Genomic DNA, 25,289 nt, shown 5'->3' with positions numbered 1-25,289 from the left:
ACCAGTCAGGATCGTTTAGAATTGCCTTCCATAAACACCTTTTCCGCACGGTAGGAGCTGCGTACCATCGGGCCGGAGAAGACTTCGAGGAAGCCTTCTTCGATTCCCCAGTCACGGTACTTATCGAAATCAGCAGGGGGTACATAGCGATCAACAGGCAGGTGATGCTGCGTCGGTCGCAGGTACTGTCCAAGTGTGAAGATATCAACCTTAACGGCTCGCAGGTCACGCATTGTTTGTCTGAGTTCGTCTTCCGTTTCGCCCAGGCCGAGCATAATGGAGCTTTTGGTCAACACGTTAGGTCGATGTTTTTTTGCGTGATCCAGCACTCTGAGCGTTTGATCATAAGTGGCACGATGATCGCGTACCGTCGGAGTTAAACGACGAACGGTTTCGATGTTGTGTGCGAAAACGTCAACACCTGAAGCGAGTACCGTTTCAACGGCACCCAGATCGCCCTGAAAGTCGGGTGTCAGGGTTTCTACCTTCACCCGTGCATCGCGCTCTTTGATCTCGCGTACGCACTGAGCGAAATGGGTAGCACCGCCATCGGGCAGATCATCGCGGTCAACGGATGTCATGACGACGTAGTTCAAACCCATTTGCGAGATAGCAACGCCGACATGTTTCGGTTCATCAATATCGAGCCAGCCTTGTGGGTTGCCAGTATCGACTGCACAGAACTTGCAGGAGCGTGTGCAGACCCCGCCCAGTACCATGATGGTCATGGTGCCGTGGCTCCAGCATTCGCCGATATTGGGGCAGTGAGCTTCCTGGCAAACGGTGTAAAGTCCCAACTCTTTGCTCATGGCCTTGAGCCGTTCGTAATTGGGACCAGTGGGCAGGGTAGCACGCAACCAGCTGGGTTTGCCTCGATCAACGGGTTCACTTCGCGTGGTGGCTACGCCGTTATCGACGACTTTGAGAGAAATCGTGCGGCTGGTGCGTTTGTCGAGAAGTTCGATGGTTTTGTTGGCCATACTTGCATTATACGATCAGCTTACTCCTTCGGTATCACAAACGCTGCCCTAACTGGTGGTGGCATTAGCGACTCCTTGCCCTTGACTGCTTTCCAGATGATCTCGTTGAAGAGCAGATCATCTGCCTGGTCTTCCCGAGCCAGGTTCAGCTTCTCCGAAAGGGCGACGCCGAAGGCATCGGGGCGGTTCTTTTCGTTCAGATCGACGTTGCTGGGCAAGTGAATGTAAGGAGAAAAGTCGGCCTTCATAGTGAAGGAGTGATACATCGGTCGGGCAGCCGCATCAAACTGTGACATGGGTTTCAGGCCCAGGATCAGTTCCATCGTTCGTAGCATGCTGGCGGTGCTATAGAGCGTAGAATCGACATGGCTGCGTTTGGTGTAGGGGCTGATGACTAACGCCACACAACGGTGGGCATCGACATGGTCGGAACCGTTCTGGGCATCATCTTCCACGACGAAGATCGCAGTTTCCTTCCAGAACTTGCTCTTGCTGATGGCTTCCACACAGCGCCCCAGGGCCAGGTCATTGTCCGCCACCATGGCTGTCGGGGTTGGCTTGCCCACTCGTGTGCCTGAGGTGTGATCGTTGGGCAATCGCAGGATCTGAAAGCGTGGCATCTCGCCTTCCTTCTCGAATCGCTGCAACTCACTGATGAAGCGATCCGCCCGCTTCTGATCCGTGTACTCGAGATCGTAGCTGCGAAACCAGGGATCGAAGTGGCCTTCGAGGTTTTTGAACTTGGTGGTGCATGGATCGTTGGGCGTTGCACCGTTGTCCACGAATTCACCATAGCTGCGGTAACTGACGCCTGCTTCTTTGCACCGGTCCCAGATATACCCGCCGGCAGAAGGCGCTATTTGAATATTCTCTCCTTCAGCCGGGTAGCCAATCTTCTTTTGGGGGCTGCCACGATAGTTCAGCGGCCAGAGCTTCTCGACATAATCGGTAGCGTAGGCTGCCATCGACCATTCATGCCCATCAGCTGAGACTTCACTTTCGACATAGAAATTGTCGAGAAGTACAAACGTGTCAGCCAGCTTGTGATGATTGGGAGTCACCTTCTCCGGGAACAGGCACAGGCTGGGTTCGCCGTTGCCCTTGCGTGGAGCCATATCGCCAAAGATCTGATCGTAGGTGCGATTCTCTTTGATGACATAGATGCAGTACTTGATCGGGCTGGGGTCGCCGACTTTCGCAGGGATCGGATTATTCTCGATGGGTTGATTAACTACTTCTCCCTTAAACGGGCTGCAAGCGAACGCGCTCTTGGTGTAGTCACCCATCTTTACAGGTGTGGGCAGGTCGAACGTCGATAGTGTACCCCGCATCAATCCGCCAATGTACTGTGTCGTGGGGCTGCGAGTATCCTTTCCTGGCAATGGCATGGGGCCCTGAGGATTTGCGAACGATGAACCGCCTTTACCGTTGGCAACATAGACTTTCTTATCAGCTGGATTGTACCGCACCGAAGTAGGATACCAGCCCACTGGGATGAAGCCGAGCGGTTTGGTCTCTCTGGCTTCCGCGATGTTGAACACAGCAATGTTGTTGGCATCGGCATTGGCGACAAAGAGCAACTGTCCGTCAGGCGTCATCGACACACTGTTGGGCGTATTGCCCACTTTGGGCATGGGGTAGAGTGTTGCTGAGATGGTTTCCAGAGTCTTCTTCGCGACCAGATCATGAACGGTGACTTGTGTCGAATTGGCACAGGCGACAAACAGGCGTTTGCCATCAGGGGTGATGGCCATTTCGGTAGGGTGATCCACGGTCTTAAGCGTTTCTACTACTTTGTAATCGGCGACATCAATGACAGCCACTTCGCTCTTGCCCCACTTACTGACGAAGAGAGTTTTTTGATCGGGGCTGAGCAACACGCCGTAAGGGAAGCTGGCGTCTCCCAATTTAATAACCTTTTTTTCATCATGGTTGCTCAATGAAACCGTGACGAGTTGATTGCCAAGGAGGCCGGCCACGTAGAGCCGATCACCCGCATGATTGACCGCCAGGCCGCTGGGCATGAACTTATCGGTTATCTTGGCAATTGGTATCTGCTGATGCTTGCTCAACAGGCCGTCATCGAACTCGTAGGCATTGACAACTTCAAACTCACCTCCAGATGCGTACAATCGTTTGCCATCCGGAGAAAACACGAGGCCATAGAACGTCTGATCGATGATGACTCGGCAGAGTTTCTTGGCCGATTTGGCATCAACGATGATGATCTCATGATCTCCATAGCCCGCATGCAGAATAGCCAGGTACTTGCCGGACGGATGCAGGGCGATGTTGACTGGAAAGTCGCCCAGGGCGGTCTGTCTCCCGACCGGTTTGAGCGACCAGCCGTTGGGGAGCAGCACCCCGCCGCCCATCTTGGCGCCTGGCCATTGCACAGGTTCTCCGTCTTTCGGGGGTTGAATTGCTTGCAATGTCAGCAGAGAGAGGGTAGACCATGTAAGTGTCAGCAGGGTACGGCTGAACATTGTGGAATCCTTGTTCAAAGAGATCGTTCAGTGACACTGTAGCGACTTCTGAGGGCTTGTCAGCAAAAAGATATGATGAAGATGACCAGATCGGTGGATCGCAACTGCGAGAAGGATCGGTGACATGATGCTGCAGAACCAAGAAGTACCTGTGCTTCAGCCATCAATCGTGCGTTTGGCATCGGTTGATGTCTATCGCGGCTTCGTCATGTTCCTCATGGTCGCAGAAGTGCTGGAACTCGCGAAGCTGGCCTCGAAGTTTCCTGATAATCCCGTATGGCAGGCGATTAAGTTTCATACCACCCATGTCGAATGGGTGGGTTGTTCACTGCATGACATGATTCAGCCCAGCTTCAGCTTTCTGGTAGGCGTGGCATTACCGTTTTCGTTGGCTAATCGGTTATCACGAGGCGATTCGTTTCTCAAAATGACGCTGCATGCAATGTGGCGGTCGCTGATTCTGATTCTTCTTGGAGTTTTTCTGCGATCAACGCACTCCTCCATGACCAACTGGACGTTTGAAGACACTTTGACGCAGATTGGTCTGGGCTACTTTTTCCTTTATCTGCTAGGCTGGCAGAAGACCTGGGTTGCGGTGCTGGCCTTTTTTGCAATCGTTATTGGCTATTGGGGGGCGTGGACTCTATACCCTGCCGCTGGGCCGGATTTCATTTCGCACTGGCAGAAGAATGCCAATCTGGGATGGGCATTCGACACCTGGTTTCTGAATCTCTTTCCACGCAAAGCTCCCTTTACAGCCAATAGTGGCGGGTATCTGACGCTCAGTTTTATACCGACACTGGCAACCATGATTCTGGGTTTGATGGCAGGCCACTTGTTGCAGCAGCCATGGGAGAAATGGAAACAGATCGGTTTGTGCCTGGTTATGGGGGTAGCGGGAATTGCCATTGGCTACTTTCTGCATGAATTCGATATCTGCCCCAATGTCAAACGCATCTGGACGCCTACCTGGGTTTTCTACAGCGGAGGCTGGTGCTATGTCATGCTGCCGATATTCATGCTGCTGGTGGACGTTTTGCCACTGAAGAAGCTCTTTTTTCCATTGATGGTATTTGGTGTGAATTCGATTGCGATTTATTGTCTGTCGCACTTGATTGATGGGTTCATTCGAACCTCTCTGTATACCCACTTCGGGAAAGGCTTCTTCCGCATCTTCGGCGAACGTTATGAAGAACTTTTCATGGGATTCGCTATCCTGCTGATACTTTGGTTAATCCTGTATTGGATGTATCGGCGAAAGCTGTTCCTCAAGATATGATGCTTTAAGTAGCGAGTAGTTAGTAGCCAGTAGCAAGTAGATAGGAGAAGACCATGCGATTTCGTAGGGTGTTGAACGCAACAGCTTTGGTGATGGGAATTTTGATTGGTTCGCCCATGGCGGCTCAAGATCGTCTCAAAACGATGCCTGGCTACGAAAATTATCAAAAGATGCAGGGCCAGGCGGCTGGCACGGTCAAACGTGGCGCTCTGATTGTGTCATGGAAAGACGAAGGCAAAGCCTTTGAGTACAGCAAGGATGGCAAACGATACCGTTTCGATATTGCAACGCAGAAAGCAGAGGAGGTTAAACCTGGTACTAAATCAGAAAAAGTAACCGAAGCCGCACCAGTTAAAGGGCGTCGTCGCAACAACGATGCTGCCGCACCACAAATTGGAGTAGCACGTGGTCGTCAGGCAACAGAAATGATAGCGCCTGGTGGCAAGGTTAAAGCCGTTTACAAGAACCGGAATCTGTACATTGCTGACGCAGACGGAGGCAATGAAACGCCGGTAACAACGGATGGCAGCGAAAAAGATCGCATCAAATACGGTACTGCCAGTTGGGTATATGGTGAGGAACTCTATCAGAATACTGCCATGTGGTGGTCGCCTGATGGCAGCAAACTGGCGTACTACCGTTTCGATGAAAGCAAAGTCAAAGATTACTATCTTCAGATGAACCAAACCAAAGTTCAGGGTACCATGGATACCGAGCCATATCCCAAGGCTGGTACGGATAATCCTGTGGTCGATCTTTTCATCTACGATGTAGCAACCAAGCAATCAACCAAGGTTGATGTACGCAGCGGACAGCCGTTTGAGGACAGTGCCATTGGTTACTACGTCTACAACATCGCCTGGTCGCCCAACGGTGGCAAGGAACTGCTGTTCAATCGCACCAACCGCCGACAGAACATCATGGAATTCTGTGCTGCTAGCGAAACGGGTTCCTGTCGAGTGATAGTACGCGAAGAATGGTTGCCTAGCTGGACAGAGAATCTGCCCAAGAAGCGATACCTGAGCGATAACAACCGGTTTATCTGGACATCATCCCGTACCGGTTTCAAGAATTTTTATCTGTACGATTTGAGTGGCAAGCTGCATGCCACCCTGACCAACCTGCAGCATGATGTGGATAACATTGTGCGAGTAGATGAAAAGCAGGGATTACTTTATTACATGGCGCATGATGGTGATAATCCTTACAAGCTCCAATTGCATCGTGTGGGACTGCATGGCAAAGGTGATATTCGCCTGACCGATCCAGCATTCAACCATTCGGTAGATATTGCACCTGATGGCAAGCATTTCATTGATACCATTCAGACACACAACCAGCCTGAATCGGCTCGTCTGGTCAATGATGAAGGCAAGGTTTTGGCCGAACTGACCAAGTATGACATGAGCGCCTTCATTGCCAAAGGTTTCAAAACGGTTGAGCTGATCAAATACAAGGCAGCAGATGGTGAAACCGATCTCTATGGTTTGCTCCATTTCCCATCCAACTTTGATCCGAACAAAAAGTATCCATTGCTGGTGAGTGTATATGCAGGTCCGGAAACCAATGGTGCTGGTGAACGGTTCATTACACCTCACCCTTACACCGAGTATGGTTTCCTGGTGGCAACGCTGGATTCCCGCAGTGCTGCCAACCGTGGCAAGAAAATCCTCGATTCCATTTACCTGAAACTGGGTGTAACGGAAATCGATGATCAGGCTGCAGGAGTGAAATCACTTTATTCTCGTCCGTATCTTGACAAGGAGCGCGTTGGCATTCATGGCACGTCGTATGGTGGCTATGCCTCCATTCTCTGTATACTACGCCATCCTGATGTGTTTCAGGCAGCCTGTGCATCATCGCCAGTGACCGATTATCGTCACTACGATACAATCTACACGGAACGGTACCTGTACACGCCACAGGAAAACAAGAAGGGTTACGATGAAGGTTCTGCCATGACCTATGTCAATAATCTGAAAGGCCGATTGATGATTTACTACGGCACTGCGGACGACAACGTGCATCCCAATAACAGCATGCAGTTGATCAGGGCGCTTCAACGAGCAGGCAAGAGCTTTGATGTGCAGGTCGGGCCTGATCTGGGTCATACAGCAGTGAATCAGCAGCGCATGATGGAATTCTTCATTGAGAACCTGGTCATGAAGAAATAAGCTATGATTAGTAAAACTAACTTAAGCGAAGCCGATTTCTGGCTTCGCTTTTTTATGGCCACCATAAACTTCAATTAGATTTCAATCATGGATCAGTCGCGTGCCTGGGGGCTGGTAGCTCGGAAGTATGATGAGCTGTTTGTCGATCCCTATCAGGAAGATGGACATAACCCTGTTTTACGCGCCATTTCAGGGATGCAGGGCAAATCATCTCTGGTAGTAGGCGATTTCGGCTGTGGCACCGGGCCATTCCTGCCACGGCTTGCATCACAGTTCAAGCATGTCATTGCCGTTGATTTTTCGGAAGAGATGATCAAGGAAGCCAGGCGACGGTGCAAGGGACTCAAGAACATCAGTTTTTATCAATTGCCCTTCGATCATCTGGATGAGTTGTCTCAGAAGGTTGACCTGGCTGTGAGCATGAACAGCCTGGTCAGTTCCGATGTTTCGATACTGGATAATGCTCTGGCTTCAATGCGGAAAGCAGTGAGGAAGCAGGGGCACTTGTATGGCATCGTACCTTCGCTGGAAGGACTGTTCTATCACATCATGCACTTGACCGATCTGGCGCTCGATCGAGGCATGAGCCTACCGGATGCCCAGAAGTTTGCAGCCAACAAAGCGGAACTGCATGGCTACGATCTGAACACTGCAACCTTTACGTTTGACAAGATTCACCAGCATCTGTGGCTTCGTGAGGAAGTGGAACATCGGCTGCAGAAGGCGGGGTATCGCCAAATCCAGGTTCGGAAAGCAGGGTTGCCCTGGGATCAGTTTGCAGAGGGTAGAACGTTGAAGAAGTTTCCGCAATCGTGGGACTGGGCTTTCAAGGTAACAGTGTAATTCATGCTGGCTCGATAGTAACTCGCAGCGGTTGAACCTTTTCCTGATTACTAGCTTCCGGGTCTGCACCGAATGTCTTGATCTGGTCTGCTTTCAATTCAGCCAGTTCCAGGCAGCCACTCCATATGATGCAGCATCCTGAACAATGTGCCTTGAGCGCGAGCCAGGTTGCCTTCATGCTCGAACAGGGGACTACCTGAACCAGAATGCGAATGACAAAACCGAAGGTGTTGTAATCGTCGTTATGGAGTATCAGTTTGTAAACAGGCAGCGGTTGCGAGGTGGGCTTCGTCGTGGTACGCCGTTTCGTGACTACCTGTGTTTCTTCAACGTCGTGTGTTAACGTAGCCATGATAGCTCCAGACTAACGGTATTTGATATACCGGTAACCTGAAGGATATCAGAAAATGAATCGCGGTTCACAGGATTCTTACTTTTTCATATTCAGAATGTGATCGCGTTTTTCAGCCGTGATTTCCACTCTCAAAGGCGTGGAAGAAAAGTTGCCGTAATTAGCCGGGATAGGACGATTGGTCAGCTTGCTGGTGTACTCAGCCAGCTTGGTCTGACTTTCAGCATCCTGCCCACGCGTACCAGCCGGTGGCGGGCCTTCGTTAATCACAACACGATGCGTTGCCACCATGGCGCCCAGTGTATTACCGCAAATCATAACGAATTTGCCATTGGCATCGGTAACGGCAGTTGAATTGACTTCTGCACCGAAGTTCTTGACATCGGGCATGAACTCAACTAGCGCCAGCGGCAACGGTTTGCCATCCAGCATCAATGTGCCTTCGGTAACTACGAATTGTGGAATGGGCTTGCCTGAGCAACCGAGCAGCAACACGAGAAATCCAGATACCAGACAGAAACGAGAGTTATGTATCATGAAGAGACATTTCCTGAGTAGTGCTCGAAGCACAAAGAACGCCCTCACCCCCAACCCCTCTCCCACCAGGGAAGAAGAGAGAAAGCCAGAGCCTGCTACTGATCAATACTGATGATTTCACCACCACGGCGAGTGGAGAGGGCTTGTAGAACAGGCAAGTCTGCATTGTTGGTCAGCGAGATGAAACGGGTGGAACCATCGCAGAAGACGAAATTGGCTCCACCGGGATGGGCACTTCCAAACGCCGAAATACGATTATCCTGCACAGCAAAGGTTAATGGTGTACCTGGTGGGATGGTGTAATTGACTGGTACCGGAGTGCTGAGGATATAATCCTGTGGAGCAAGGTAATTTGCCCAGGCCCAGCCACCCAGGCCGTCCATGGCAGTGTAGACAGGATCCCAGTGATGGCGTTCACCAAACATGAACGTGTTGCTCGTTCCATCCATCGTGGTCAATTGTGAAAGGCTGACTTTGCTGTTGATCCAGAAGACGCCGTCCGTTGTCATGTTGGTGATAAACCAGGAACGCGTGCCTCCATTGGCGCCGTAGCTGTTCATTCCAAAGTAATAGGTGTTGCCGCCGGTGGTGTAGGTAACCACACGATCTTTCATGGCAGAGGAAGGGCAGAGGAAGATTTTCACTACCTGGGCACCAGTAGAAGTTGGTCCAAGCGTATTGGCATATTCCCGCTGAGTCAGGTTCAGGTTCTTTTGAAGGTTATCTTGTTCCACATAGGGCAGTAGCAGTTCAAAGAACGAAGCAAACATGCCAGGGAAGGGAGGTTGCTGAACCTTGCCGGAGGTGACCAATGGATTGGTTGGGAAAATGGCGCCTGACTGTGTTGAAATGGGCAAGTTCAAACCAGGGGGTAATTTGTTATAATCGTTATGGTAATTGTGGGCAGCGGTTGCCAGTTGCCGCAAATTGCTGGCACACAGCATTTTATCTGCTGCAGCACGCACTTTCTGAATGGCTGGCAGCAATAACGCCATGTGTAGGGCAATGATGGCAATGACCACCAGCAGTTCAATCAGTGTAAACGCAGTTCGCCTTGTATGACGACACATTGTGCAGCCTCCTGTGACATGATGATCGACGAGGAGTGTTCTACATTGGCGAATATCAATCCGATAGCAACTACACTAAATCCACACAACATTTTCACATGAGGTAAATAACTCTTGGTTGATATGCTATGTTTCCTAAAACAGAGTTGTTATGGGTTTAACCGTATCGAGATGAGGTCAACGTGAGAGTAGTTATTACAGGTGGAGCGGGCTTTATTGGTTCTCATTTGAGCGAGCGTTTTCTGGGAGAGGGGCATGAAGTTATCGCAATCGATAATCTGATCACGGGTGCCGAGGGGAATATAGCTCCTTTACGGAAGAATCCCAAGTTCAGTTTTGTCCATCACGATGTTTCCAAAGAGATCAATATTGATGGCCCGGTAGATATCGTGCTGCATTTCGCCTCGCCAGCCAGCCCGATTGATTACTTGAAATATCCGATTCAGACTTTGAAGGTGGGTTCATTGGGCACTCACAATACCCTGGGGTTGGCGAAAGCCAAGAATGCCCGATTTCTCATCGCTAGCACGAGTGAAGTATATGGCGACCCGCAGGTGCATCCGCAAACCGAAGATTACTGGGGCCACGTCAACCCCATTGGTATTCGTGGCGTTTATGATGAGGCCAAACGCTTTGCCGAAGCGATGACGATGGCTTACCACCGGGCACATCGTGTTGACACGCGCATCATTCGTATTTTCAATACTTACGGACCGCGCATGCGGCTGGATGATGGCCGTGTGCTGCCCAACTTCATGGGCCAGGCGCTGCGAGGCGAGCCATTAACGGTCTATGGTGATGGTGGGCAAACTCGAAGCTTCTGTTACGTGGATGACCTGGTCGAAGGAATTGTCAGGCTGCTCAACGTCGATTATCACGAACCGGTGAATCTGGGGAATCCAGCGGAGATCACCATTCTGCAGTTTGCCCAGGAGATCATGAAACTCGTTGGCGAAAAGTGCGAGATCATTTATCGGCCGTTGCCGGTCGATGATCCCAAGGTACGCCAGCCGGATATCAGCTTGGCCCGCAAGCTGCTGGGCTGGGAGCCGAAGGTAGACCGTGCAACAGGCCTGTCGCAAACGCTGAATTATTTCAGGAGCCTGGTGAAGTAAGAAACCGGTAAAAGTAACTGTTCGGTGAATTGGCACGGCTAGCGTAAGTCTACGCAAAGCATGCACCCGACCAGTATAACTTCATTTGTTTAAAGTCCTTCACCTCGCCACATGACCAGGCCTTCCAGTGCATAGAACTGGGGCAAGCCGAGTTGATCGTACAGCGCTGCGGTGTGTCGATTGCGTTGTTCAGCTCGTTGCCAGAATTCGCGTTCATCAGTGCCGCCGGGGAACATGGCGCGGTCTTTCTGCGATTGATGCTTGAAGATCGACTGCTTCTTGAGTTCCATGTCTTCGGGGTTAATGGGTACCACGCGATCTACTTCGTGTGGCTCCCACTCCTGCCAGGCGCCACGATAGAGCCAGACTTCGGGGTTTAATCCTTCCTTCTGCAGTTCCGCCACAGCAGCCAGAATGGCGTCAGCACACAATCGGTGCGTGCCATGTGGATCGGACAAATCACCTGCCATATAGATTTGCCCCGGATTGATGGATCGAATCAAATCGGCGGTGACTTTGACGTCTTCCGGGCCGATGGGCATCTTGGCAATAGTGCCGGTGCGATAGAAAGGCATGTCCATGAAATGGAGCCGTTCAGGTGGAATACCTACAGTCAAGGCTGCTGCACGAGCCTCGGTCGAACGGATCAGGCCTTTGATGAAGAGCACTTCTGCACTGTCGCGTTGGCCTGGTTTCTTGGTAGTTAGAAGTTCGCTGATGCGATCGGTCACCTGCTTGGACTTGCCTGGATCGATACCGGCATGCTTGTTGAACTCTGCGATAAAGTCAGCAAAGCGCAGGGCATCATGATCAAACACGGCAATGTTGCCACTGGTCATGTAGGCAACATGCACTTCGTGGCCATGCCCGACCAGGTGAATCAGAGTGCCACCCATACTGATGACATCATCATCCGGGTGAGGGCTGAAGCAAAGGACCTTCTTTTTCGTGGTGCTGGGGGCTGGTGTAATTTCGCTGGTGCTGCATTTCAGGCTTGTGCCGGGGTCATAGCAGATGGTGGTAGCCATCTCTTCGAAGACGCGGCGGGCCAGCTTCTGGCCAGGTCCATGATCACGAAGCAGACTATAGAGTTCATGATTACGGAAGTCTTCATCCGTCAGAAGCAGTAAGGGTTTCTTTGACTCCAGCGACAGCCAGACCACAGCACGGCGGATATTTTGTGGCGACCATTGCACCTGGCCAACGACCCAGGGAGTGCGAACCGCGGTGAGTTCATTGGCTGCTGCCTCATCCAGGCAGAACGTGACATCATTGTGTTCCTGCAGAAAGCTGGCGGTGACCGCAGGGGTAGGTGGCATTTCTACAGCGGGCTTGAGGATGGGAGCTTTGTGTTCGCCGAACGCCAGCAAAACAATCTGCCGAGCTTCCAGAATGGTGCCCACCCCCATCGTGATGGCCTGGTGCGGAACGTTTTCGATGCCGAAGAATCCGCTGGCGGCATCACGGCGGGTTACGGTATCGAGCGAAATCAGTCGAGTGCGGCTGGTATCGGTCGAGCCTGGTTCGTTGAACCCAATATGCCCTGAACGGCCAATGCCCAGAATCTGAATGTCGATTCCGCCGGCCCGCTTGATCATGCCTTCGTAGCGATCACAGTACTCATCCACTTTGTCTGGAGGGATGGTGCCATCGGGGATATGAATATTCTCAGGGCGAATGTTGACATGTTGAAAGAAATTGGCGTGCATCCAGGCATGGTAGCTGTGCGTGTCCTCCGGTTCCATCGGATAGTATTCATCGAGATTGAACGTAACCACACGGCTGAAATCAAGCTGGCTTTCGCGATGCCGCTTGATGAGTTCGCGATACAGGCCGACAGGCGTTGAGCCAGTAGCCAGGCCCAGAACCGTTGATCGGCCTGCTGAATTGTTCTGCCTGATCAGGCTTTCAATCATCAGAGCAACATGTCGGGATGCATCACTGCTGTTTCGGAACAGGAGGGTGGGAACACGCGTTCCACGCAGGTAACGGGAAGATTCTTCGGTCGTGATATTATTCAGCATGTGCAACTCGGCTGGTATGAAACCTAAAGTGTAGGATATAGTGTTGGTGATTGACTGTCGACAGTCGCAGGCTGCCAGCATCCTCATGATGCGTTATGGAAAGTATCATCATGACAACTGTAGCAACAATGACATGCGCATATCAGCCAGGACTGCTCTTTTTGCTGACTTGCCTGCTTCTGCCTGGCGATGATACAGGCAAAACGATTCCAGCCGAGAAAATGGCGGCGCTGCAGACTGCACTCAAAAAAACGATGCTATTAGCCATGCCAGACCCTATGGTGCAAGGCAAAGACAAATGGGGAAACCAGGAACGAACTGTCTCTGGCTTGAAATGGTCAGGCGAACCGGAATTCAGTTATCAGGATCGTAATCACGGTACCTGGAGAAAGTACGAGGTGCAACTCCGGACACCACACGATGAACATTTGCGGCTTCGCTTGGATGATGTCAAAATAACCGGCAACAATCAGATGTCGTTCGTGTTGTATCTCGATGCCGATGTGACCTTTGAAGTGACCCAGGAAAACTGGAATCACGGAATACGTCTGTTTCACGGAACGGTTTGTGGGCAGGCGGTCATGCAGATCAAGTTGTTATGCACTTCACGCCTTGAACTCGGTACTGATACAAAAGGATTACCTGCCCTGAAGTATCGATTGAAGACTGAGCGAGCGAAGGCTTCATATGACGATCTGAAAGTTAAGCATGTTGCTGGTGTTGGTGGATCAGCAGCGAAATGGATAGGTGACTGGTCGGTGGATGCGATGAATCAGTTGAAACCATCGATTGAGAGAAAGCTCATTGACAAGCTGTCAGCCAAGCTGGTGAAGGCGGCTGATACGAAGGAAATTCAAATCAGTTTGTCTGGGATTGAGCGTAAGAAGAAGTAGTTACTTCTTCAGCGCCGTTGGTACTTCATCAATTTTGGCAGCGAGAATGAAATCGTTTTCTGACAAGCCATCAATGGCGTGCGTTGTCATTTCGATTTTAACGTTGCGATATCCCGTCAGGTGGAAATCGGGGTGATGATCATTATCTTCAGCTACGTGGGCAATGTGGTTCAAAAAATCCATCGCAGACAGGAAGTCCTTGAACTTCCATGTGCGAAAGATACCTTTTTTGTTTTCGGTCAACTGCCAGCCTGGCAACCCGGATAGATAGTTCTGAACAGCATCTGGAGCCAGTGGAGGTACGCCACCTTCGCAGGGCTTGCATTTTTTCTGAGTCAGGCTGCAGGCAATGTCGGATGCCATGTGAAGTACTCCTTAGTTGCTGATAACAAAGTTTATCAGTTTCCCAGGCACCACAATAGCTTTTTTGATGATTTTGCCAGCCAGGAGTTCCTTGATGCGATCATCATCCAAAGCTGCCTGTTTGCAGATTTCTTCCGTTGAGCCGGTGGGAACAGTGACTTTGCTACGCAGTTTGCCATTTATTTGGACTGGTATTTCCATGACGGAAGAGACTGTTAACACTGGATCAAAAGCAGGCCAGGCTTCATATGCCAGCGTGGAGGAGTGGCCCAGCACCTGCCACAGTTCTTCAGCCAGGTGTGGAGCAAAGGGGGCCAGCAATAGAACCAGTGTTTTCATCGCCCATCGTGGTTTCTTCTCCAACCTGGCGAGATGATTACTCAATTCCATCAAGGCTGAGATGGAAGTATTGAACCGCATTCCTTCTAAATCATCGGTTACCTTCTTGATGGTCTGATGGAGTTTGCGAAGTGTTTCCTCATCTGGAGCATCATCGGTGACAGTGGGGGACAAGCAAACTTGCTCACTGGATTCATCAACGATCAGCCGCCAGCATCGGGAAAGGAATCGGAACACTCCTTCAACGCCCTGGGTATTCCAGGGTTTGGTAGCTTCGAGAGGCCCCATGAACATTTCATAAAGCCGCAGCGAATCTGCTCCGTAAGCTTTGACAATATCATCGGGATTGATGACATTGCCTCGGCTCTTGGACATTTTCTCCGAACGGCCCAGCAAAGGCAGTTGCGTGCCTTTGAGGAAGAACATCCCTTTGCGTTTTTCCGTTTGATCTTCGCTGAGGTTGCTTGGCACACTCCCTGCTGAGATAGGCGGGTTTTTGATGACGTAGAAATCTTCTTCATCATTCTTGATGTGCACTGCGAGCAGGTTCTTTGCTTCAAGCACAGTCGTGTTTTCGGTATACAGTTCTGGAGTGATATGGAACTCCATTTCTCCCAGAATCATGCCCTGGTTGATCAGCTTTTGGAATGGTTCGCTGGTTGAGAGGTAGCCACGATCAAACAGCACCTTGTGCCAGAACCGGGCATAGAGCAGATGGAGAACAGCATGTTCCGCGCCGCCAACGTAAAGATCGACAGGCATCCAGTAGCGTTCTTTCGCTGGATCAACAAAGGCTTTATCGTTACGTGGATCGATGTAGCGAAGGTAATACCAGCAGGAACCTGCCCACTGCGGCATGGTGTTCAGTTCACGGCGATAGGTGTGGCCGTTCTTTTGAACGGTGAGCCACTCGGTGGCTTTACCCAGTGGTGGTTCCGGTTTGCCTGAGGGCTTGTAGTCTGTCATTTCAGGAAGCGTGACAGGCAAATCCTCAGGGTTGAGTGGCTCAATAATACCATCCGGTTCGCCATCCGCACCCAGTCTGTGCAGAAGGGGGAAGGGCTCGCCCCAATAGCGCTGCCTGCTGAAGAGCCAGTCTCGGAGTTTGTAGTTGATGCGTCGCGTGCCAATCTGTTTCTCTTCGAGCCAGGCAAGCATTTTCTGCTTGGCATCAGTAACATGCAGCCCGTTGAGGAAATCACTGTTGATGGCAGGCCCATCTTCGGTGAAAGCCTTGCCCGTAAAGTCTGCAGGTGTCTGAACCGTGCGGATGATGGGCAACTGGTATTTTTCTGCAAATTCCCAGTCTCGTTCATCCTGGCCTGGTACTGCCATAATGGCTCCGGTGCCATAGGAGCTTAACACATAGTCTGCAATCCAGATGGGAATCTGCTTGTTGGTAGCGGGGTTGATCGCGTAGGCGCCAGTGAAAACGCCTGTTTTGGTTTTCGCGAGTTCGGTGCGTTCCAGGTCGCTTTTGAAGGATGCTTGCTGCTGGTATGTCTTTACTGCTTCGGTTTGTTCAGGAGTGGTGATCCTACTTAGCAAAGGATGTTCAGGTGCGAGCACCATATAGGTAGCGCCGAACAACGTATCGGGACGAGTGGTGAACACTTGAATTTTTGGCGAGTCTTTACCATGAGCAGTTACTGCGAAGTCAATTTCTGCACCTTCACTGCGACCAATCCAGTTTCGCTGCATCTCCTTGAGAGCATGTGACCAGTCGAGCGTTTCCAGGTCATCGAGCAAGCGACCTGCATAGGCAGTGATGCGCATCATCCATTGACGCAACGGCAACCGGACAACTGGATGGCCTCCACGTTCCGATTTGCCATCGATCACTTCTTCATTGGCTAATACGGTACCCAGGGCAGGGCACCAGTTTACTGGTGCATTGGTTTCATACACCAGGCGATGCTGATCGCGGAAACGTGCGATAGCCTTCTCACCCTGCTTGACAATATCATCAGGGACTGGAAGTTCTTCGATAGGCCTGCCTTTATTGGCCTGGTCATCAAACCAGGTATTGTAAAGGGTCAGGAATATCCACTGTGTCCATTTGAAATAATGGGGATCAGTCGTGTCTACTTCGCGACCCCAATCGTAACTGAACCCCAGCGATTTGATCTGCCTGCGAAAGGTAGTGATATTCTTCTGTGTGGTTTCCCTGGGATGAGTACCCGTTTCAATAGCGTATTGCTCAGCGGGCAAGCCGAAGGCATCCCAACCCATGGGATGGAGTACGTTGAAGCCACGCATGCGCTTGTAGCGGGCGAGGATATCGGTAGCGGTATAACCTTCCGGGTGTCCGACGTGCAGCCCCGCCCCGCTGGGGTAGGGGAACATGTCGAGAATGAAATACTTGGGCTTTGCCTGTTTAAGTTCATCAGGGTCTGGTGTTCTGAACGTGGCGTGTTGTTCCCAGTAACTCTGCCATTTCGGTTCGATAGATGCTGGATAGTATGCGGGCATATTCAACTCAAGCCTGGATTCTACATCGGAAAGAGGAATTACGTTGCGAATAAGTTCGCATACTTCAATTTAGAAGCCGGTTCGCGCTGTCACCTTGACATCGACATCTTTGCCATCACGGCGGATTTTCAAGGCAACCTTCTGGCCTGTCTTTATCTGGCTGAAAGCACGTTGGCAATCGGTTACGGTGTCGGTCCACATGCCATCGACCACCAGAATGCGGTCACCGACTTTGATGCCTGCTTCCTGGCCGGCTCCGTTCTCCAGCACATGCACCACTTCAACACCGTTTTCTTCATCGCTGGTTTCCTTGCCTACCGATAAACCCCAGATGGTGGTGGGTGACAGTGGTATTTTTCTTTCCCTGTTGCCTGCCATCATGGTGGTCATCAGCGATGCCATGACATCACCCGGATCAAACCCGGAAGGCTGCATGGTAAGCGTTTTATTCTGATAATTGACCGTAGTGCGAAACTTGGCGAAAAACGGATAGCCGATGATACCCTCCACTGGGCCAACGACTTCGCCGATAGCGTTGACCGTGGGGTGATCCATGACGATGACCTGGATGTCTTTGGCTTTGACCTCACCGACTTGCAGATCAGGAATCTTGATCATGCCATTCATGCCCATGAATGTCTTTGACCCTGCCTTTTGCTTGATAAGGCCTGATTCCTGTGCAACCTTGTTGGAAATCAGTGAAATCGGGGCACCGGTATCGAAGATGACCCGGTAAGGTCCCTTGCCGTTGATCTTGATCTTCACTGCCATGTGCTTGGAGCCGATGATCTCAAAGGGAACGACGGCAGGAGCATCAGTGCCTGGGCTTTGTGGAGTTGTAAGAGTCAATGCTATCAGCAATGCGAACATGTGTGTCTCGGTTGTCTGAGTGTAATGCTTCCGATTAAGATGATTGACTAGAACCCGCGGACGGGTGTAATTTTTCCGGTGACCTTGTCCTGTCCACGCTGAACAGCGAAGTCGATTTCCTTTTCCGGCTCCACCGATGAGATGATTTTCTGCAGGTCTTTCAGCGAAATAACTTCCATATCGTTCAAGCTGAGTATTTTGTCGTTTACCTTGAGGCCTGCTGTTGAGGCTGCAGATTTTTCAAGAACACGAGTAATCACAACATGTTTTGCTTCTTCCCTGAGTTCGCAGCCGAACTGGCCACGGGCAACAAACTTGGGATCAGCTTTCTTGGGCATCAGGTTGGTAGCGAACATGCTCAGGCCGACCATAGCTTTCATGTTCTTGGTGGCTCCTTCGCTCAGGCTGCCCAGAGCTATGGGAGGCGGTGGCGTCCAGTCGATGCGGGACCAGACCAGATGATGTTTGGTGAAATCATACTCGATCTGAAACTGGGAAAGCACTGAGTATCCCAGAATGCCGTGATAACGCATCCCTGGTGCATTGATCTTGTTCATTCCGATAAGTTGGAAAGGTTCTTCAACACGGGCTTTGACATTCTTGAGTTTTAGTCCGCCTTCCACTTCTATCGATTCGAAGGTGTGGAAGAAACCTGCTTCTTTGGGAGTCAATCCGAGTTGTTTGGCCATTTCATCGCCGAAGTAAACCGCCGGTGCTCCGGTATCGACCACACAGTTAAATGGCCCTTTGCCGTTGACCTTGATGCGAACTACCACGTGTTTTACATCGCTCAGGCGATAGGGGATGTTGTACGATTCAAGGAGTTTTGAAGCTGGGGCAGGCTTCTCGTCATCTTGTGCAACCTTTGTCGGCGGCACGGTGAAAAGCAGAAAAGCTGCAAAAAGTAACATGATCGGCATGATAATTACCTGTGTTATCGGGTAAGGATAACATACAAAGTTGCCTGCCCGAAGCGAACGAAACAGAAGACCGCGCTTAGCCAAGTCTTGCTTCAAATGAGTAGTTGATAAGATGTCATTGGAAGTTTGATAACCATTCTGTTTGGGACCATACGAAACATGCAACGAACTTTGATTTTGCTGAAGCCGGATGCAGTGCAGCGTCATCTGGTGGGTGAACTGACAGGCCGATTTGAACGCAAGGGTTTGTGCCTGGTGGCATTGAAGCTGGTGTCAGCAGGCCGTGCACTGGCTGAGAAACATTATGCGGTACACCAAGGGAAGCCGTTCTATGAATCACTGGTGAGTTTCATCACCAGCGGGCCAACAGTTGCCATGGTTTGGGAAGGCCGGGAAGCTGTAACCGTCTGCCGCAATATCATTGGCCCAACCGATGGCGCCAAAGCCATGCCCGGCACCATTCGTGGCGACTATGCTGCCAGTATTCAGAACAATCTGGTGCATGGTTCCGACAGCCCGGAAAACGCTGCAGCAGAAATAGCGCTTTGGTTTAAGGCAGAAGAACTGGTAAACTGGACACCCGTTGATGCCCAATGGGTTATTGGTGGCTAGTTATCAGCCACTACATTCATACTCAAACAGCGATGGCACATGCCATCGCTGTTTCTATTTTGGAAAGAAAGAGTTACAGGCTGAAATCGTCGGGCTTTGGATTCGGAAGTGGTTGGACATTGATGTAGATATACTTTTCAGCCAGACGGCCTTCGCCACTGTTGGAAGTAGGCCAATCGTAGCCTTCCATGCGCACAGGCCAGTGATTGGTTTTATCGAAGAAAACCAGAGTTCGCTGGAACGTGTATTTTCCTTTGGTTTCCATGGGATGTACTGTTTCCACACATCGGCATGGGTACACCACTTCCTTTCCGCTGACCATCACCTTGACATCCGCATCAGAATATCTGGTTGCTGTTTCGCTCAGGTGGATTTCCTTTTCCCAGGCTGCTACGAATCGATCTACCATATTCTTTAAACCTGCTTCGCGTATGGTATGCCTGCTCTCCTTGCGTTTGATTGACTCGACTGGATCAAGAGTCAGTTTCAGAACGAGTTGCTTCACCAACATTTTATTGTCGTTTTTGCCTTCTACGAAGATAGCCTTGCGACCTTTCTTGGACTTGGGTTCAATCCACTCCATGCACACGCTGAACGGTTTATGCTGAATGGTCAGATTCAGATAGTTTTGCTGCATTTCCAGGCCAATGAGTTCATCGCGAAGATAGACACATTTGTAGCCAGGCATCTGGTTCAACACTTCCTGGGCTTTTCGTGCCAGCGCCAACGCCTCGGTCAAATCGCCAAAGGAGGTGTTGGAACTATTCTCGATGTGGGAGCCTGCGTTCTTCACCGAAGTGTCGAACAGTCCGTAACTCCAGGCGAAGCCCAGACCGCCAACTGCCACGATCAGAAGAGAGGCAAGAATAATCAGCCAGATTTTGCTACGCATGATGACCTCCGTGTGCCTCTTCTGTTACCTGCTAAAGCCATAACATGAATAGTGAATGATGTCTACCCTGGATGTTACTTCCATGAAGCAAACAGCATTACAAGTCATACCGGTTTTGTCCATGCCTTTTGCCGAGAACAGCTACATCGTTTATCTGGAAGGCCGGGATGATGCTGTAGTGATTGATCCTGGACTGGAGCCTCAGTTAATACTGGCAAAGCTCAAAAAGCACCAGCTGCACCTGGTTGCCATCCTGAACACGCATGGCCATGCTGATCACATTGCAGGCAACGCTTCCATGAAAAAGCATTTTCCGCAGGCGACGCTTTATATTGGTGAAGGTGATGCACCCATGCTGACTGATCCGGTGCTGAATCTGAGCCGGCCTTTTGGAATGGATATCATCAGCCCGCCTGCGGATCAATTGTTGAATGAGGGTGATTCCATTAGCCTTGCAGGCATTGATATGAATATCAGGGAAATACCAGGCCATTCCCCAGGGCATATCGTTTTTGTCCTGACTGACCGCCAACCACATATCGTGTTTGGTGGTGACACACTGTTTCAAGGCAGCATAGGCAGAACGGATTTTCCCAACGGCAATCATCAGCAATTGATTACGGGGATAAAAAAGAAGCTGTTCAGTTTGCCGGAGGACACCATCGTTTATCCGGGGCATGGCGATGAAACGACGACGGGTGAAGAGATGGTATCGAATCCATTTCTGATTTAAATCATGCAACTTTGAAAATGAGGCATTTGAGGTACGAAGTTTCGGGACACGCCAGTGAAACAGGATGGTCAGGCGGTTGGCCATGCCGTTCAAGAATCTGAAGAGGCTTCTTAGCTTCCGTAGCAACCTGGGCTGAAATTTCTTCCAGTTCATGCATCTTGATGAGCCCTGAGCAGCAGCAAAGAACCAGAATACCCTGATCGTTAATCAATTGCAAAGATAAGGCCAGCAATCGGCGGTAACCCTTCAGGGCAGTTTCCACTGCAGCTTGAGATCGTGCAAACTTGGGTGGGTCAAGGGAGATGACATCGTATCTGGCGTTAGCCTGTACCTGTTGTTCCAGATATTTGAAAACATCGGAACGGAAAAACTGCATCAGATGGCTCACCTGATTGAGTTCTGCGTTGCGCTTGCCGAGTTCGAGTGCATTTTCTGAACCATCCACGCAAGTTACCTGGGTGGCACCTGCACGGGCGGCATGCAGTCCAAAGCCACCACTGTAGCTGAAGGCATCGAGCATCGTGCGGCCTGGAGTGTACTTTGCGACACGCTGATGGTTATCACGCTGATCAAGGTAGAAGCCGGTCTTCTGTCCTTCCTGCAGGTTGATTTCGAACAGCACCTCGCCTTCTCTGATGGTTAGTGGTGTATCGGGCAACTTGCCGGAAATCAACTCGTCCTGCAGTTCGATGCCTTCCTGCTCGCCCATGCCTCGTTCGGTGCGAAGATAGATACCTTCAGGTTGAACCAGTTGCTGGAGCTGATCAAAAATTAACTGTTTACGCTGAACCAGTCCTAGACTGGTGAATTGCACCACCAGAAAGCGATCATACTGATCAACCGTCAGGCCACTGAGACCATCGCTTTCTGAAAAAACCAGCCGTGCGGCCAGGCCGGGCCCAGTCAGTTTGAGGGTGTCGCGACGGAACGAGATCGCTTTGTTGAGTTGTTTATGGAAAAACGCTTCATCTATAGGCTGTTCATAATTCCACGAATACAGTCTGACTCGGAGCCTGCTTTTACTGTTAAACAATCCATGGGCGATAAAGGCGCCGCCGTGGGAATAGACTTCGACTGCTTCACCATCCTGCGGAGTGCCTTCTGTCTCGGCGATGGCGCCTGGAAAGACCCATGGATGCCGGGCGTAAAAGGGTTTAGCCTTGCGCGGCGAGAGTACAATGCGTGCAGGCATGAAGCATCCTCATCACAAGCTGGGAAGAGTGTTTTATGACCTCGCAGATGAGATTGCATTCCATTTACCATGCAAGTTGTAAACTAAAACTCAACCTAAAGGTGCAGACTTCCATTGGGATTCCGACATGTTTCGCATACTGCTGGCTTTCTTGATTTGCGGGGGAATGGTCATGACCAGTGTCGGCGATGAAGGGATGTGGCTTTTCAGTCATCCTCCGCGAAAAATACTGCAGGATAAATACCAGGTTACTTTGTCGGACGAATGGTTGCGACACCTTCAACTGGCTTCTGTCAGGCTGAACAACGGTGGTTCAGGCAGCTTTGTATCTCCCCATGGTTTGCTGTTGACCAACCATCATGTTGGGGCTGACGCATTGCAGAAACTGAGTCCGCCTAACCAGGATTACTATTCCAACGGGTACACGGCTCGTTCGCCACAGGAAGAACTGAAATGTCCTGACCTGGAAGTGAATGTTCTGATTGAAATGGAGGACGTGACGGCCAAGGTTAACGCAGCGGTGAAGCCTGACATGAATGCCGGGCAGTCGAATGCAGCACGGCGGGCCGCTATGGCTGCAATCGAGAAGGAATCACTTGATAAGACAGGCTTGCGAAGCGATGTGGTTACCCTTTATCAAGGCGGGCAGTATCACCTCTATCGTTACAAGAAGTTTACCGATGTGCGGTTGGTCTTCGCGCCGGAGAAGGACATTGCGAGCTTTGGCGGCGATGTTGATAACTTTGAATATCCGCGATTCAATCTGGATATCTGTTTCTTCCGCGTGTACGAGAATGGCAAGCCTTACGAATCGAAGGAATACTTGAAGTGGTCAGCCAATGGACCACAGCCCGATGAACTGGTTTTTGTTAGCGGCCATCCGGGAACGACGCAACGGCTGGAAACGTATGAGCGGCTGCGATTTCGACGCGATGTTCTGTTGCCATACACGTTGACACGACTTCGAAATCGTGAAGCGAACCTGATACAGTTTGGTGAACGCAGTCCGGAGCATCGGAAGTGGGTCCAGAAAGACTTCTACAGCACGGCCAATGCACGCAAGGCATTCAGCGGGCAGTATCAGGGGCTTCTGGACGCGACCATTCTAGAAACGAAGCGGAAGCAGGAAGAGGAGTTGCTGAAATCACTCTCAGCATCGAACCAGAATCATGATGTTGCGCAAGTGCAGAAAGCCATTGAAACGATTCGTCAATCGCAGTCAGCATTGCGAGGGTTTTATCACGGCTGGTCTATGCTGGAAACAGGCGATGCTTTTGATTCCGTATTGTTCAAAATCGCCCGCGACCTGGTTCGCCTGAATACTGAAAAAGCGAAACCTAATGGAGAGAGGCTGAGGGAGTATCGCGATTCGGCACTTTCTTCCCTGGAATTGCAGTTGTTTTCTCCTGCTCCACTTTATCCAGAACTAGAGCATTCCAAGCTGGCAGCCTCGCTGACATTCTTCGCAGAGCAACTGGGCGGAGAACATCCGCTTGTAAAACAGGTGCTACAGGGCCAATCACCCGCCAACAGGGCAGGGGAGTTGGTTCATTCTTCCAAATTGTTTGATGTCGATGAACGAAAACGACTGGCTGGCAGCAAGTCGGCTCTGCAGGAATCCCAGGATCCGATGATTCTGCTGGTGAAATCTATCGACGAAGAGGCTCGCAAGTTCCGAAAGCAGCATGAAGAAACGGTTGAAGAGCCAGAGCGGCAGGCTTACTCAGCCATAGCCCAGGCAAGGTTTAAAGTATATGAAACGCAATTGGCTCCTGATGCCACGTTTACCCTTCGATTGGCTTTCGGCACGGTCAAAGGATACCAGGTGAATGGAAGAACGCTGCCATACTGTACTACCTTCCAAGGAGTATTTGATCGTGAAAAGGAAAATGCAGGTAAACCGCCTTTTCAACTTTCTTCGCGTTGGCTGGAGGGTAAGTCGAAGCTGAAACTCGATACGCCTTTCAATTTCGTCAGCACCGCAGATACGATTGGCGGAAACAGTGGCAGCCCGGTGGTGAATCTGAAAGGGGAATTTGTGGGAATTAATTTTGATCGCAATCGTCACGGCTTGGTGAGAAACTTTGTCTACACTGATGTGCAGGCCAGGCACATTGCTGTGCATTCTTCTGCCATCATCGAAGCGATGCGGAAGTTGTATGATGTCAAGCCATTGCTGCAGGAACTTGGCATGAACCAGGAGTAGCAGATGGCGAGGCCACCTTTTGCAGAGGTTGTCAAAGACGCCCAGCAGCGGGGCAAGCTCATTCTGATGGATGGGCCGATGGGTACGGAACTGATGCGTTCCGGACTCGATCCGACTGTCAGTTCCACGTTGGCCTGGAACTTGTCCCACCCTGATGCGGTGCAGGTGGTTTACGAAGACTACGTGAATGCAGGTGCAGAAGTATTACTGACCAACACGTTTCAGGCACATCTCAGTTATCTGCGTGGTGAGGAAAACTCGCGTGAAGCGGTAACGGCAGCCTATGATCATACACGTGTTCCTGAATGGGATCATTTGTATGTTGTCGGCGATATTGGTTCTGCCATGGGCGATGATGAACAGTCGATTGCGGCGCTGATGAAATGTGCATTGGATTTGAAAATATGTGATGCCCTCTTGTTCGAAACGCAAATGAGACTGGATCGTATGAGGTTCTTGATCGCGAAAACCCGATTACATGAGTATGCGATTCCGGTGATGGTATCGTTTTCATTCAGCCGACTGCCCAGGAGCGATAGTTGCTGGGTGGTCGAATCGGGCGAAGATAGTCAAAAAATGGCCAGCGATGTGGCTACCTGGGCTGAACAACACCGGATGAGATTGCTGGCCTTGGGAACTAATTGTGGTTCCAACTTGCGGCTGAAGGATCACTTGCAGATCATTAAAGATTACCGCGAGAAGACATCACTACCCCTGCTATTCAAGCCTGGCATCACCGATACGCTCGAATGTGAGTTTCTGCCTGGTGAGTTGGCTTCCATGGTCAAGTCGTTTGCCGACGCGGGCGTTACATTGATTGGCGGTTGCTGTGGTACCACGCCTTCGCACATTGCTGCAGTTCGAAGAGAGATCGACAAGCTTGGACTGAACTGGCAGGAATAAAGTTCGCATGATGCCTTGCCCCAACTGCGTGTAG

At 50.8% G+C, this 25,289-nt stretch carries 21 protein-coding genes; 9 read left to right on the top strand and 12 right to left on the bottom strand.

What is annotated here, in order from left to right:
* Positions 1 to 5 precede the first annotated feature (5 nt).
* The gene (gene lipA / locus JNJ77_07995; GenBank protein ID MBL8822512.1) at positions 6 to 980 is read right to left on the bottom strand and encodes a lipoyl synthase; all 975 of its coding nucleotides are present in this window, start codon (positions 978 to 980) and stop codon (positions 6 to 8) included.
* A gap of 20 nt (positions 981 to 1,000) precedes the next feature.
* Complete coding sequence (locus JNJ77_07990) at positions 1,001 to 3,466, bottom strand: beta-propeller fold lactonase family protein (protein MBL8822511.1); 2,466 nt, start codon at positions 3,464 to 3,466, stop codon at positions 1,001 to 1,003.
* 208 nt (positions 3,467 to 3,674) lie between these two features.
* Here JNJ77_07990 and JNJ77_07985 point away from each other — a divergent pair, with 208 nt between their 5' ends.
* From JNJ77_07985 to JNJ77_07975, 3 genes are all read left to right on the top strand, one after another.
* Complete coding sequence (locus JNJ77_07985) at positions 3,675 to 4,745, top strand: DUF5009 domain-containing protein (protein ID MBL8822510.1); 1,071 nt, start codon at positions 3,675 to 3,677, stop codon at positions 4,743 to 4,745.
* Positions 4,746 to 4,798: 53 nt separating this feature from the next.
* Complete coding sequence (locus JNJ77_07980) at positions 4,799 to 6,919, top strand: DPP IV N-terminal domain-containing protein (GenBank protein ID MBL8822509.1); 2,121 nt, start codon at positions 4,799 to 4,801, stop codon at positions 6,917 to 6,919.
* Between the two features lie 87 nt (positions 6,920 to 7,006).
* On the top strand, positions 7,007 to 7,762 hold the full coding sequence (locus JNJ77_07975) for a methyltransferase domain-containing protein (protein ID MBL8822508.1): 756 nt from the start codon (positions 7,007 to 7,009) through the stop codon (positions 7,760 to 7,762).
* Position 7,763: 1 nt separating this feature from the next.
* Here JNJ77_07975 and JNJ77_07970 read toward each other — a convergent pair whose 3' ends face one another.
* From JNJ77_07970 to JNJ77_07960, 3 genes are all read right to left on the bottom strand, one after another.
* A complete protein-coding gene (locus JNJ77_07970; protein ID MBL8822507.1) occupies positions 7,764 to 8,114 on the bottom strand; it encodes an ATP-dependent Clp protease adaptor ClpS in 351 nt (116 codons plus the stop codon).
* Positions 8,115 to 8,192: 78 nt separating this feature from the next.
* Positions 8,193 to 8,651: a hypothetical protein gene (locus tag JNJ77_07965; GenBank protein MBL8822506.1), complete on the bottom strand. Its 459-nt coding sequence runs from the start codon at positions 8,649 to 8,651 to the stop codon at positions 8,193 to 8,195.
* A gap of 95 nt (positions 8,652 to 8,746) precedes the next feature.
* Entirely contained in the window at positions 8,747 to 9,721 is a 975-nt protein-coding gene (locus tag JNJ77_07960; GenBank protein MBL8822505.1) for a DUF1559 domain-containing protein, read from the bottom strand.
* Between the two features lie 182 nt (positions 9,722 to 9,903).
* Here JNJ77_07960 and JNJ77_07955 point away from each other — a divergent pair, with 182 nt between their 5' ends.
* On the top strand, positions 9,904 to 10,836 hold the full coding sequence (locus tag JNJ77_07955; protein MBL8822504.1) for an SDR family oxidoreductase: 933 nt from the start codon (positions 9,904 to 9,906) through the stop codon (positions 10,834 to 10,836).
* 89 nt (positions 10,837 to 10,925) lie between these two features.
* Here JNJ77_07955 and nagB read toward each other — a convergent pair whose 3' ends face one another.
* The gene (gene nagB, locus JNJ77_07950) at positions 10,926 to 12,860 is read right to left on the bottom strand and encodes a glucosamine-6-phosphate deaminase (protein MBL8822503.1); all 1,935 of its coding nucleotides are present in this window, start codon (positions 12,858 to 12,860) and stop codon (positions 10,926 to 10,928) included.
* Positions 12,861 to 12,970: 110 nt separating this feature from the next.
* Between nagB and JNJ77_07945 the strand changes: the two genes are divergently transcribed.
* Positions 12,971 to 13,753 carry a hypothetical protein gene (locus JNJ77_07945; protein ID MBL8822502.1) on the top strand — a complete coding sequence of 261 codons (783 nt, stop codon included), beginning with the start codon at positions 12,971 to 12,973 and terminating at the stop codon, positions 13,751 to 13,753.
* Here the strand turns inward: JNJ77_07945 and JNJ77_07940 are convergent, their stop codons facing one another.
* The 4 genes from JNJ77_07940 to JNJ77_07925 all read right to left on the bottom strand — a co-directional run bounded on the left by JNJ77_07940 (position 13,754) and on the right by JNJ77_07925 (position 18,717).
* On the bottom strand, positions 13,754 to 14,116 hold the full coding sequence (locus JNJ77_07940; GenBank protein MBL8822501.1) for a 4a-hydroxytetrahydrobiopterin dehydratase: 363 nt from the start codon (positions 14,114 to 14,116) through the stop codon (positions 13,754 to 13,756).
* 12 nt (positions 14,117 to 14,128) lie between these two features.
* Complete coding sequence (locus tag JNJ77_07935) at positions 14,129 to 16,927, bottom strand: leucine--tRNA ligase (protein MBL8822500.1); 2,799 nt, start codon at positions 16,925 to 16,927, stop codon at positions 14,129 to 14,131.
* A gap of 69 nt (positions 16,928 to 16,996) precedes the next feature.
* Positions 16,997 to 17,797: an aspartyl protease family protein gene (locus tag JNJ77_07930; protein MBL8822499.1), complete on the bottom strand. Its 801-nt coding sequence runs from the start codon at positions 17,795 to 17,797 to the stop codon at positions 16,997 to 16,999.
* A gap of 47 nt (positions 17,798 to 17,844) precedes the next feature.
* Entirely contained in the window at positions 17,845 to 18,717 is an 873-nt protein-coding gene (locus tag JNJ77_07925) for a PDZ domain-containing protein (protein MBL8822498.1), read from the bottom strand.
* A gap of 159 nt (positions 18,718 to 18,876) precedes the next feature.
* Here JNJ77_07925 and ndk point away from each other — a divergent pair, with 159 nt between their 5' ends.
* Complete coding sequence (gene ndk, locus JNJ77_07920; protein MBL8822497.1) at positions 18,877 to 19,329, top strand: nucleoside-diphosphate kinase; 453 nt, start codon at positions 18,877 to 18,879, stop codon at positions 19,327 to 19,329.
* Positions 19,330 to 19,402: 73 nt separating this feature from the next.
* On the opposite strand, the gene JNJ77_07915 is transcribed toward ndk, so the two are convergent.
* On the bottom strand, positions 19,403 to 20,221 hold the full coding sequence (locus JNJ77_07915) for a DUF1571 domain-containing protein (protein MBL8822496.1): 819 nt from the start codon (positions 20,219 to 20,221) through the stop codon (positions 19,403 to 19,405).
* Positions 20,222 to 20,303: 82 nt separating this feature from the next.
* Between JNJ77_07915 and JNJ77_07910 the strand changes: the two genes are divergently transcribed.
* Positions 20,304 to 20,954: an MBL fold metallo-hydrolase gene (locus JNJ77_07910; GenBank protein ID MBL8822495.1), complete on the top strand. Its 651-nt coding sequence runs from the start codon at positions 20,304 to 20,306 to the stop codon at positions 20,952 to 20,954.
* Between the two features lies 1 nt (position 20,955).
* On the opposite strand, the gene JNJ77_07905 is transcribed toward JNJ77_07910, so the two are convergent.
* On the bottom strand, positions 20,956 to 22,146 hold the full coding sequence (locus tag JNJ77_07905; protein MBL8822494.1) for a class I SAM-dependent rRNA methyltransferase: 1,191 nt from the start codon (positions 22,144 to 22,146) through the stop codon (positions 20,956 to 20,958).
* 127 nt (positions 22,147 to 22,273) lie between these two features.
* Here JNJ77_07905 and JNJ77_07900 point away from each other — a divergent pair, with 127 nt between their 5' ends.
* Both JNJ77_07900 and JNJ77_07895 read left to right on the top strand, forming a co-directional pair.
* A complete protein-coding gene (locus JNJ77_07900) occupies positions 22,274 to 24,352 on the top strand; it encodes a S46 family peptidase (GenBank protein MBL8822493.1) in 2,079 nt (692 codons plus the stop codon).
* Positions 24,353 to 24,355: 3 nt separating this feature from the next.
* Complete coding sequence (locus tag JNJ77_07895) at positions 24,356 to 25,255, top strand: homocysteine S-methyltransferase family protein (GenBank protein ID MBL8822492.1); 900 nt, start codon at positions 24,356 to 24,358, stop codon at positions 25,253 to 25,255.
* Positions 25,256 to 25,289 lie beyond the last annotated feature (34 nt).

It is taken from the genome of Planctomycetia bacterium (assembly GCA_016795155.1).
Classification (GTDB): domain Bacteria; phylum Planctomycetota; class Planctomycetia; order Gemmatales; family HRBIN36; genus JAEUIE01.
This window is presented reverse-complemented; position numbering and strand designations above follow the sequence as displayed.

Excerpts from the sequence above, each read along its gene's own strand:
- nagB (MBL8822503.1), bottom strand. The coding sequence starts at position 12,860 with ATGCTGAATAATATCACGACCGAAGAATCTTCCCGTTACCTGCGTGGA.
- JNJ77_07975 (MBL8822508.1), top strand. The coding sequence starts at position 7,007 with ATGGATCAGTCGCGTGCCTGGGGGCTGGTAGCTCGGAAGTATGATGAG.
- ndk (MBL8822497.1), top strand. The coding sequence starts at position 18,877 with ATGCAACGAACTTTGATTTTGCTGAAGCCGGATGCAGTGCAGCGTCAT.
- JNJ77_07980 (MBL8822509.1), top strand. The coding sequence starts at position 4,799 with ATGCGATTTCGTAGGGTGTTGAACGCAACAGCTTTGGTGATGGGAATT.
- JNJ77_07910 (MBL8822495.1), top strand. The coding sequence starts at position 20,304 with ATGAAGCAAACAGCATTACAAGTCATACCGGTTTTGTCCATGCCTTTT.
- JNJ77_07970 (MBL8822507.1), bottom strand. The coding sequence starts at position 8,114 with ATGGCTACGTTAACACACGACGTTGAAGAAACACAGGTAGTCACGAAA.
- JNJ77_07960 (MBL8822505.1), bottom strand. The coding sequence starts at position 9,721 with ATGTGTCGTCATACAAGGCGAACTGCGTTTACACTGATTGAACTGCTG.
- JNJ77_07915 (MBL8822496.1), bottom strand. The coding sequence starts at position 20,221 with ATGCGTAGCAAAATCTGGCTGATTATTCTTGCCTCTCTTCTGATCGTG.
- JNJ77_07990 (MBL8822511.1), bottom strand. The coding sequence starts at position 3,466 with ATGTTCAGCCGTACCCTGCTGACACTTACATGGTCTACCCTCTCTCTG.
- JNJ77_07895 (MBL8822492.1), top strand. The coding sequence starts at position 24,356 with ATGGCGAGGCCACCTTTTGCAGAGGTTGTCAAAGACGCCCAGCAGCGG.
- JNJ77_07925 (MBL8822498.1), bottom strand. The coding sequence starts at position 18,717 with ATGCCGATCATGTTACTTTTTGCAGCTTTTCTGCTTTTCACCGTGCCG.
- JNJ77_07965 (MBL8822506.1), bottom strand. The coding sequence starts at position 8,651 with ATGATACATAACTCTCGTTTCTGTCTGGTATCTGGATTTCTCGTGTTG.
- JNJ77_07935 (MBL8822500.1), bottom strand. The coding sequence starts at position 16,927 with ATGCCCGCATACTATCCAGCATCTATCGAACCGAAATGGCAGAGTTAC.
- lipA (MBL8822512.1), bottom strand. The coding sequence starts at position 980 with ATGGCCAACAAAACCATCGAACTTCTCGACAAACGCACCAGCCGCACG.
- JNJ77_07900 (MBL8822493.1), top strand. The coding sequence starts at position 22,274 with ATGTTTCGCATACTGCTGGCTTTCTTGATTTGCGGGGGAATGGTCATG.
- JNJ77_07945 (MBL8822502.1), top strand. The coding sequence starts at position 12,971 with ATGACAACTGTAGCAACAATGACATGCGCATATCAGCCAGGACTGCTC.
- JNJ77_07905 (MBL8822494.1), bottom strand. The coding sequence starts at position 22,146 with ATGCCTGCACGCATTGTACTCTCGCCGCGCAAGGCTAAACCCTTTTAC.
- JNJ77_07940 (MBL8822501.1), bottom strand. The coding sequence starts at position 14,116 with ATGGCATCCGACATTGCCTGCAGCCTGACTCAGAAAAAATGCAAGCCC.
- JNJ77_07985 (MBL8822510.1), top strand. The coding sequence starts at position 3,675 with ATGTTCCTCATGGTCGCAGAAGTGCTGGAACTCGCGAAGCTGGCCTCG.
- JNJ77_07930 (MBL8822499.1), bottom strand. The coding sequence starts at position 17,797 with ATGTTCGCATTGCTGATAGCATTGACTCTTACAACTCCACAAAGCCCA.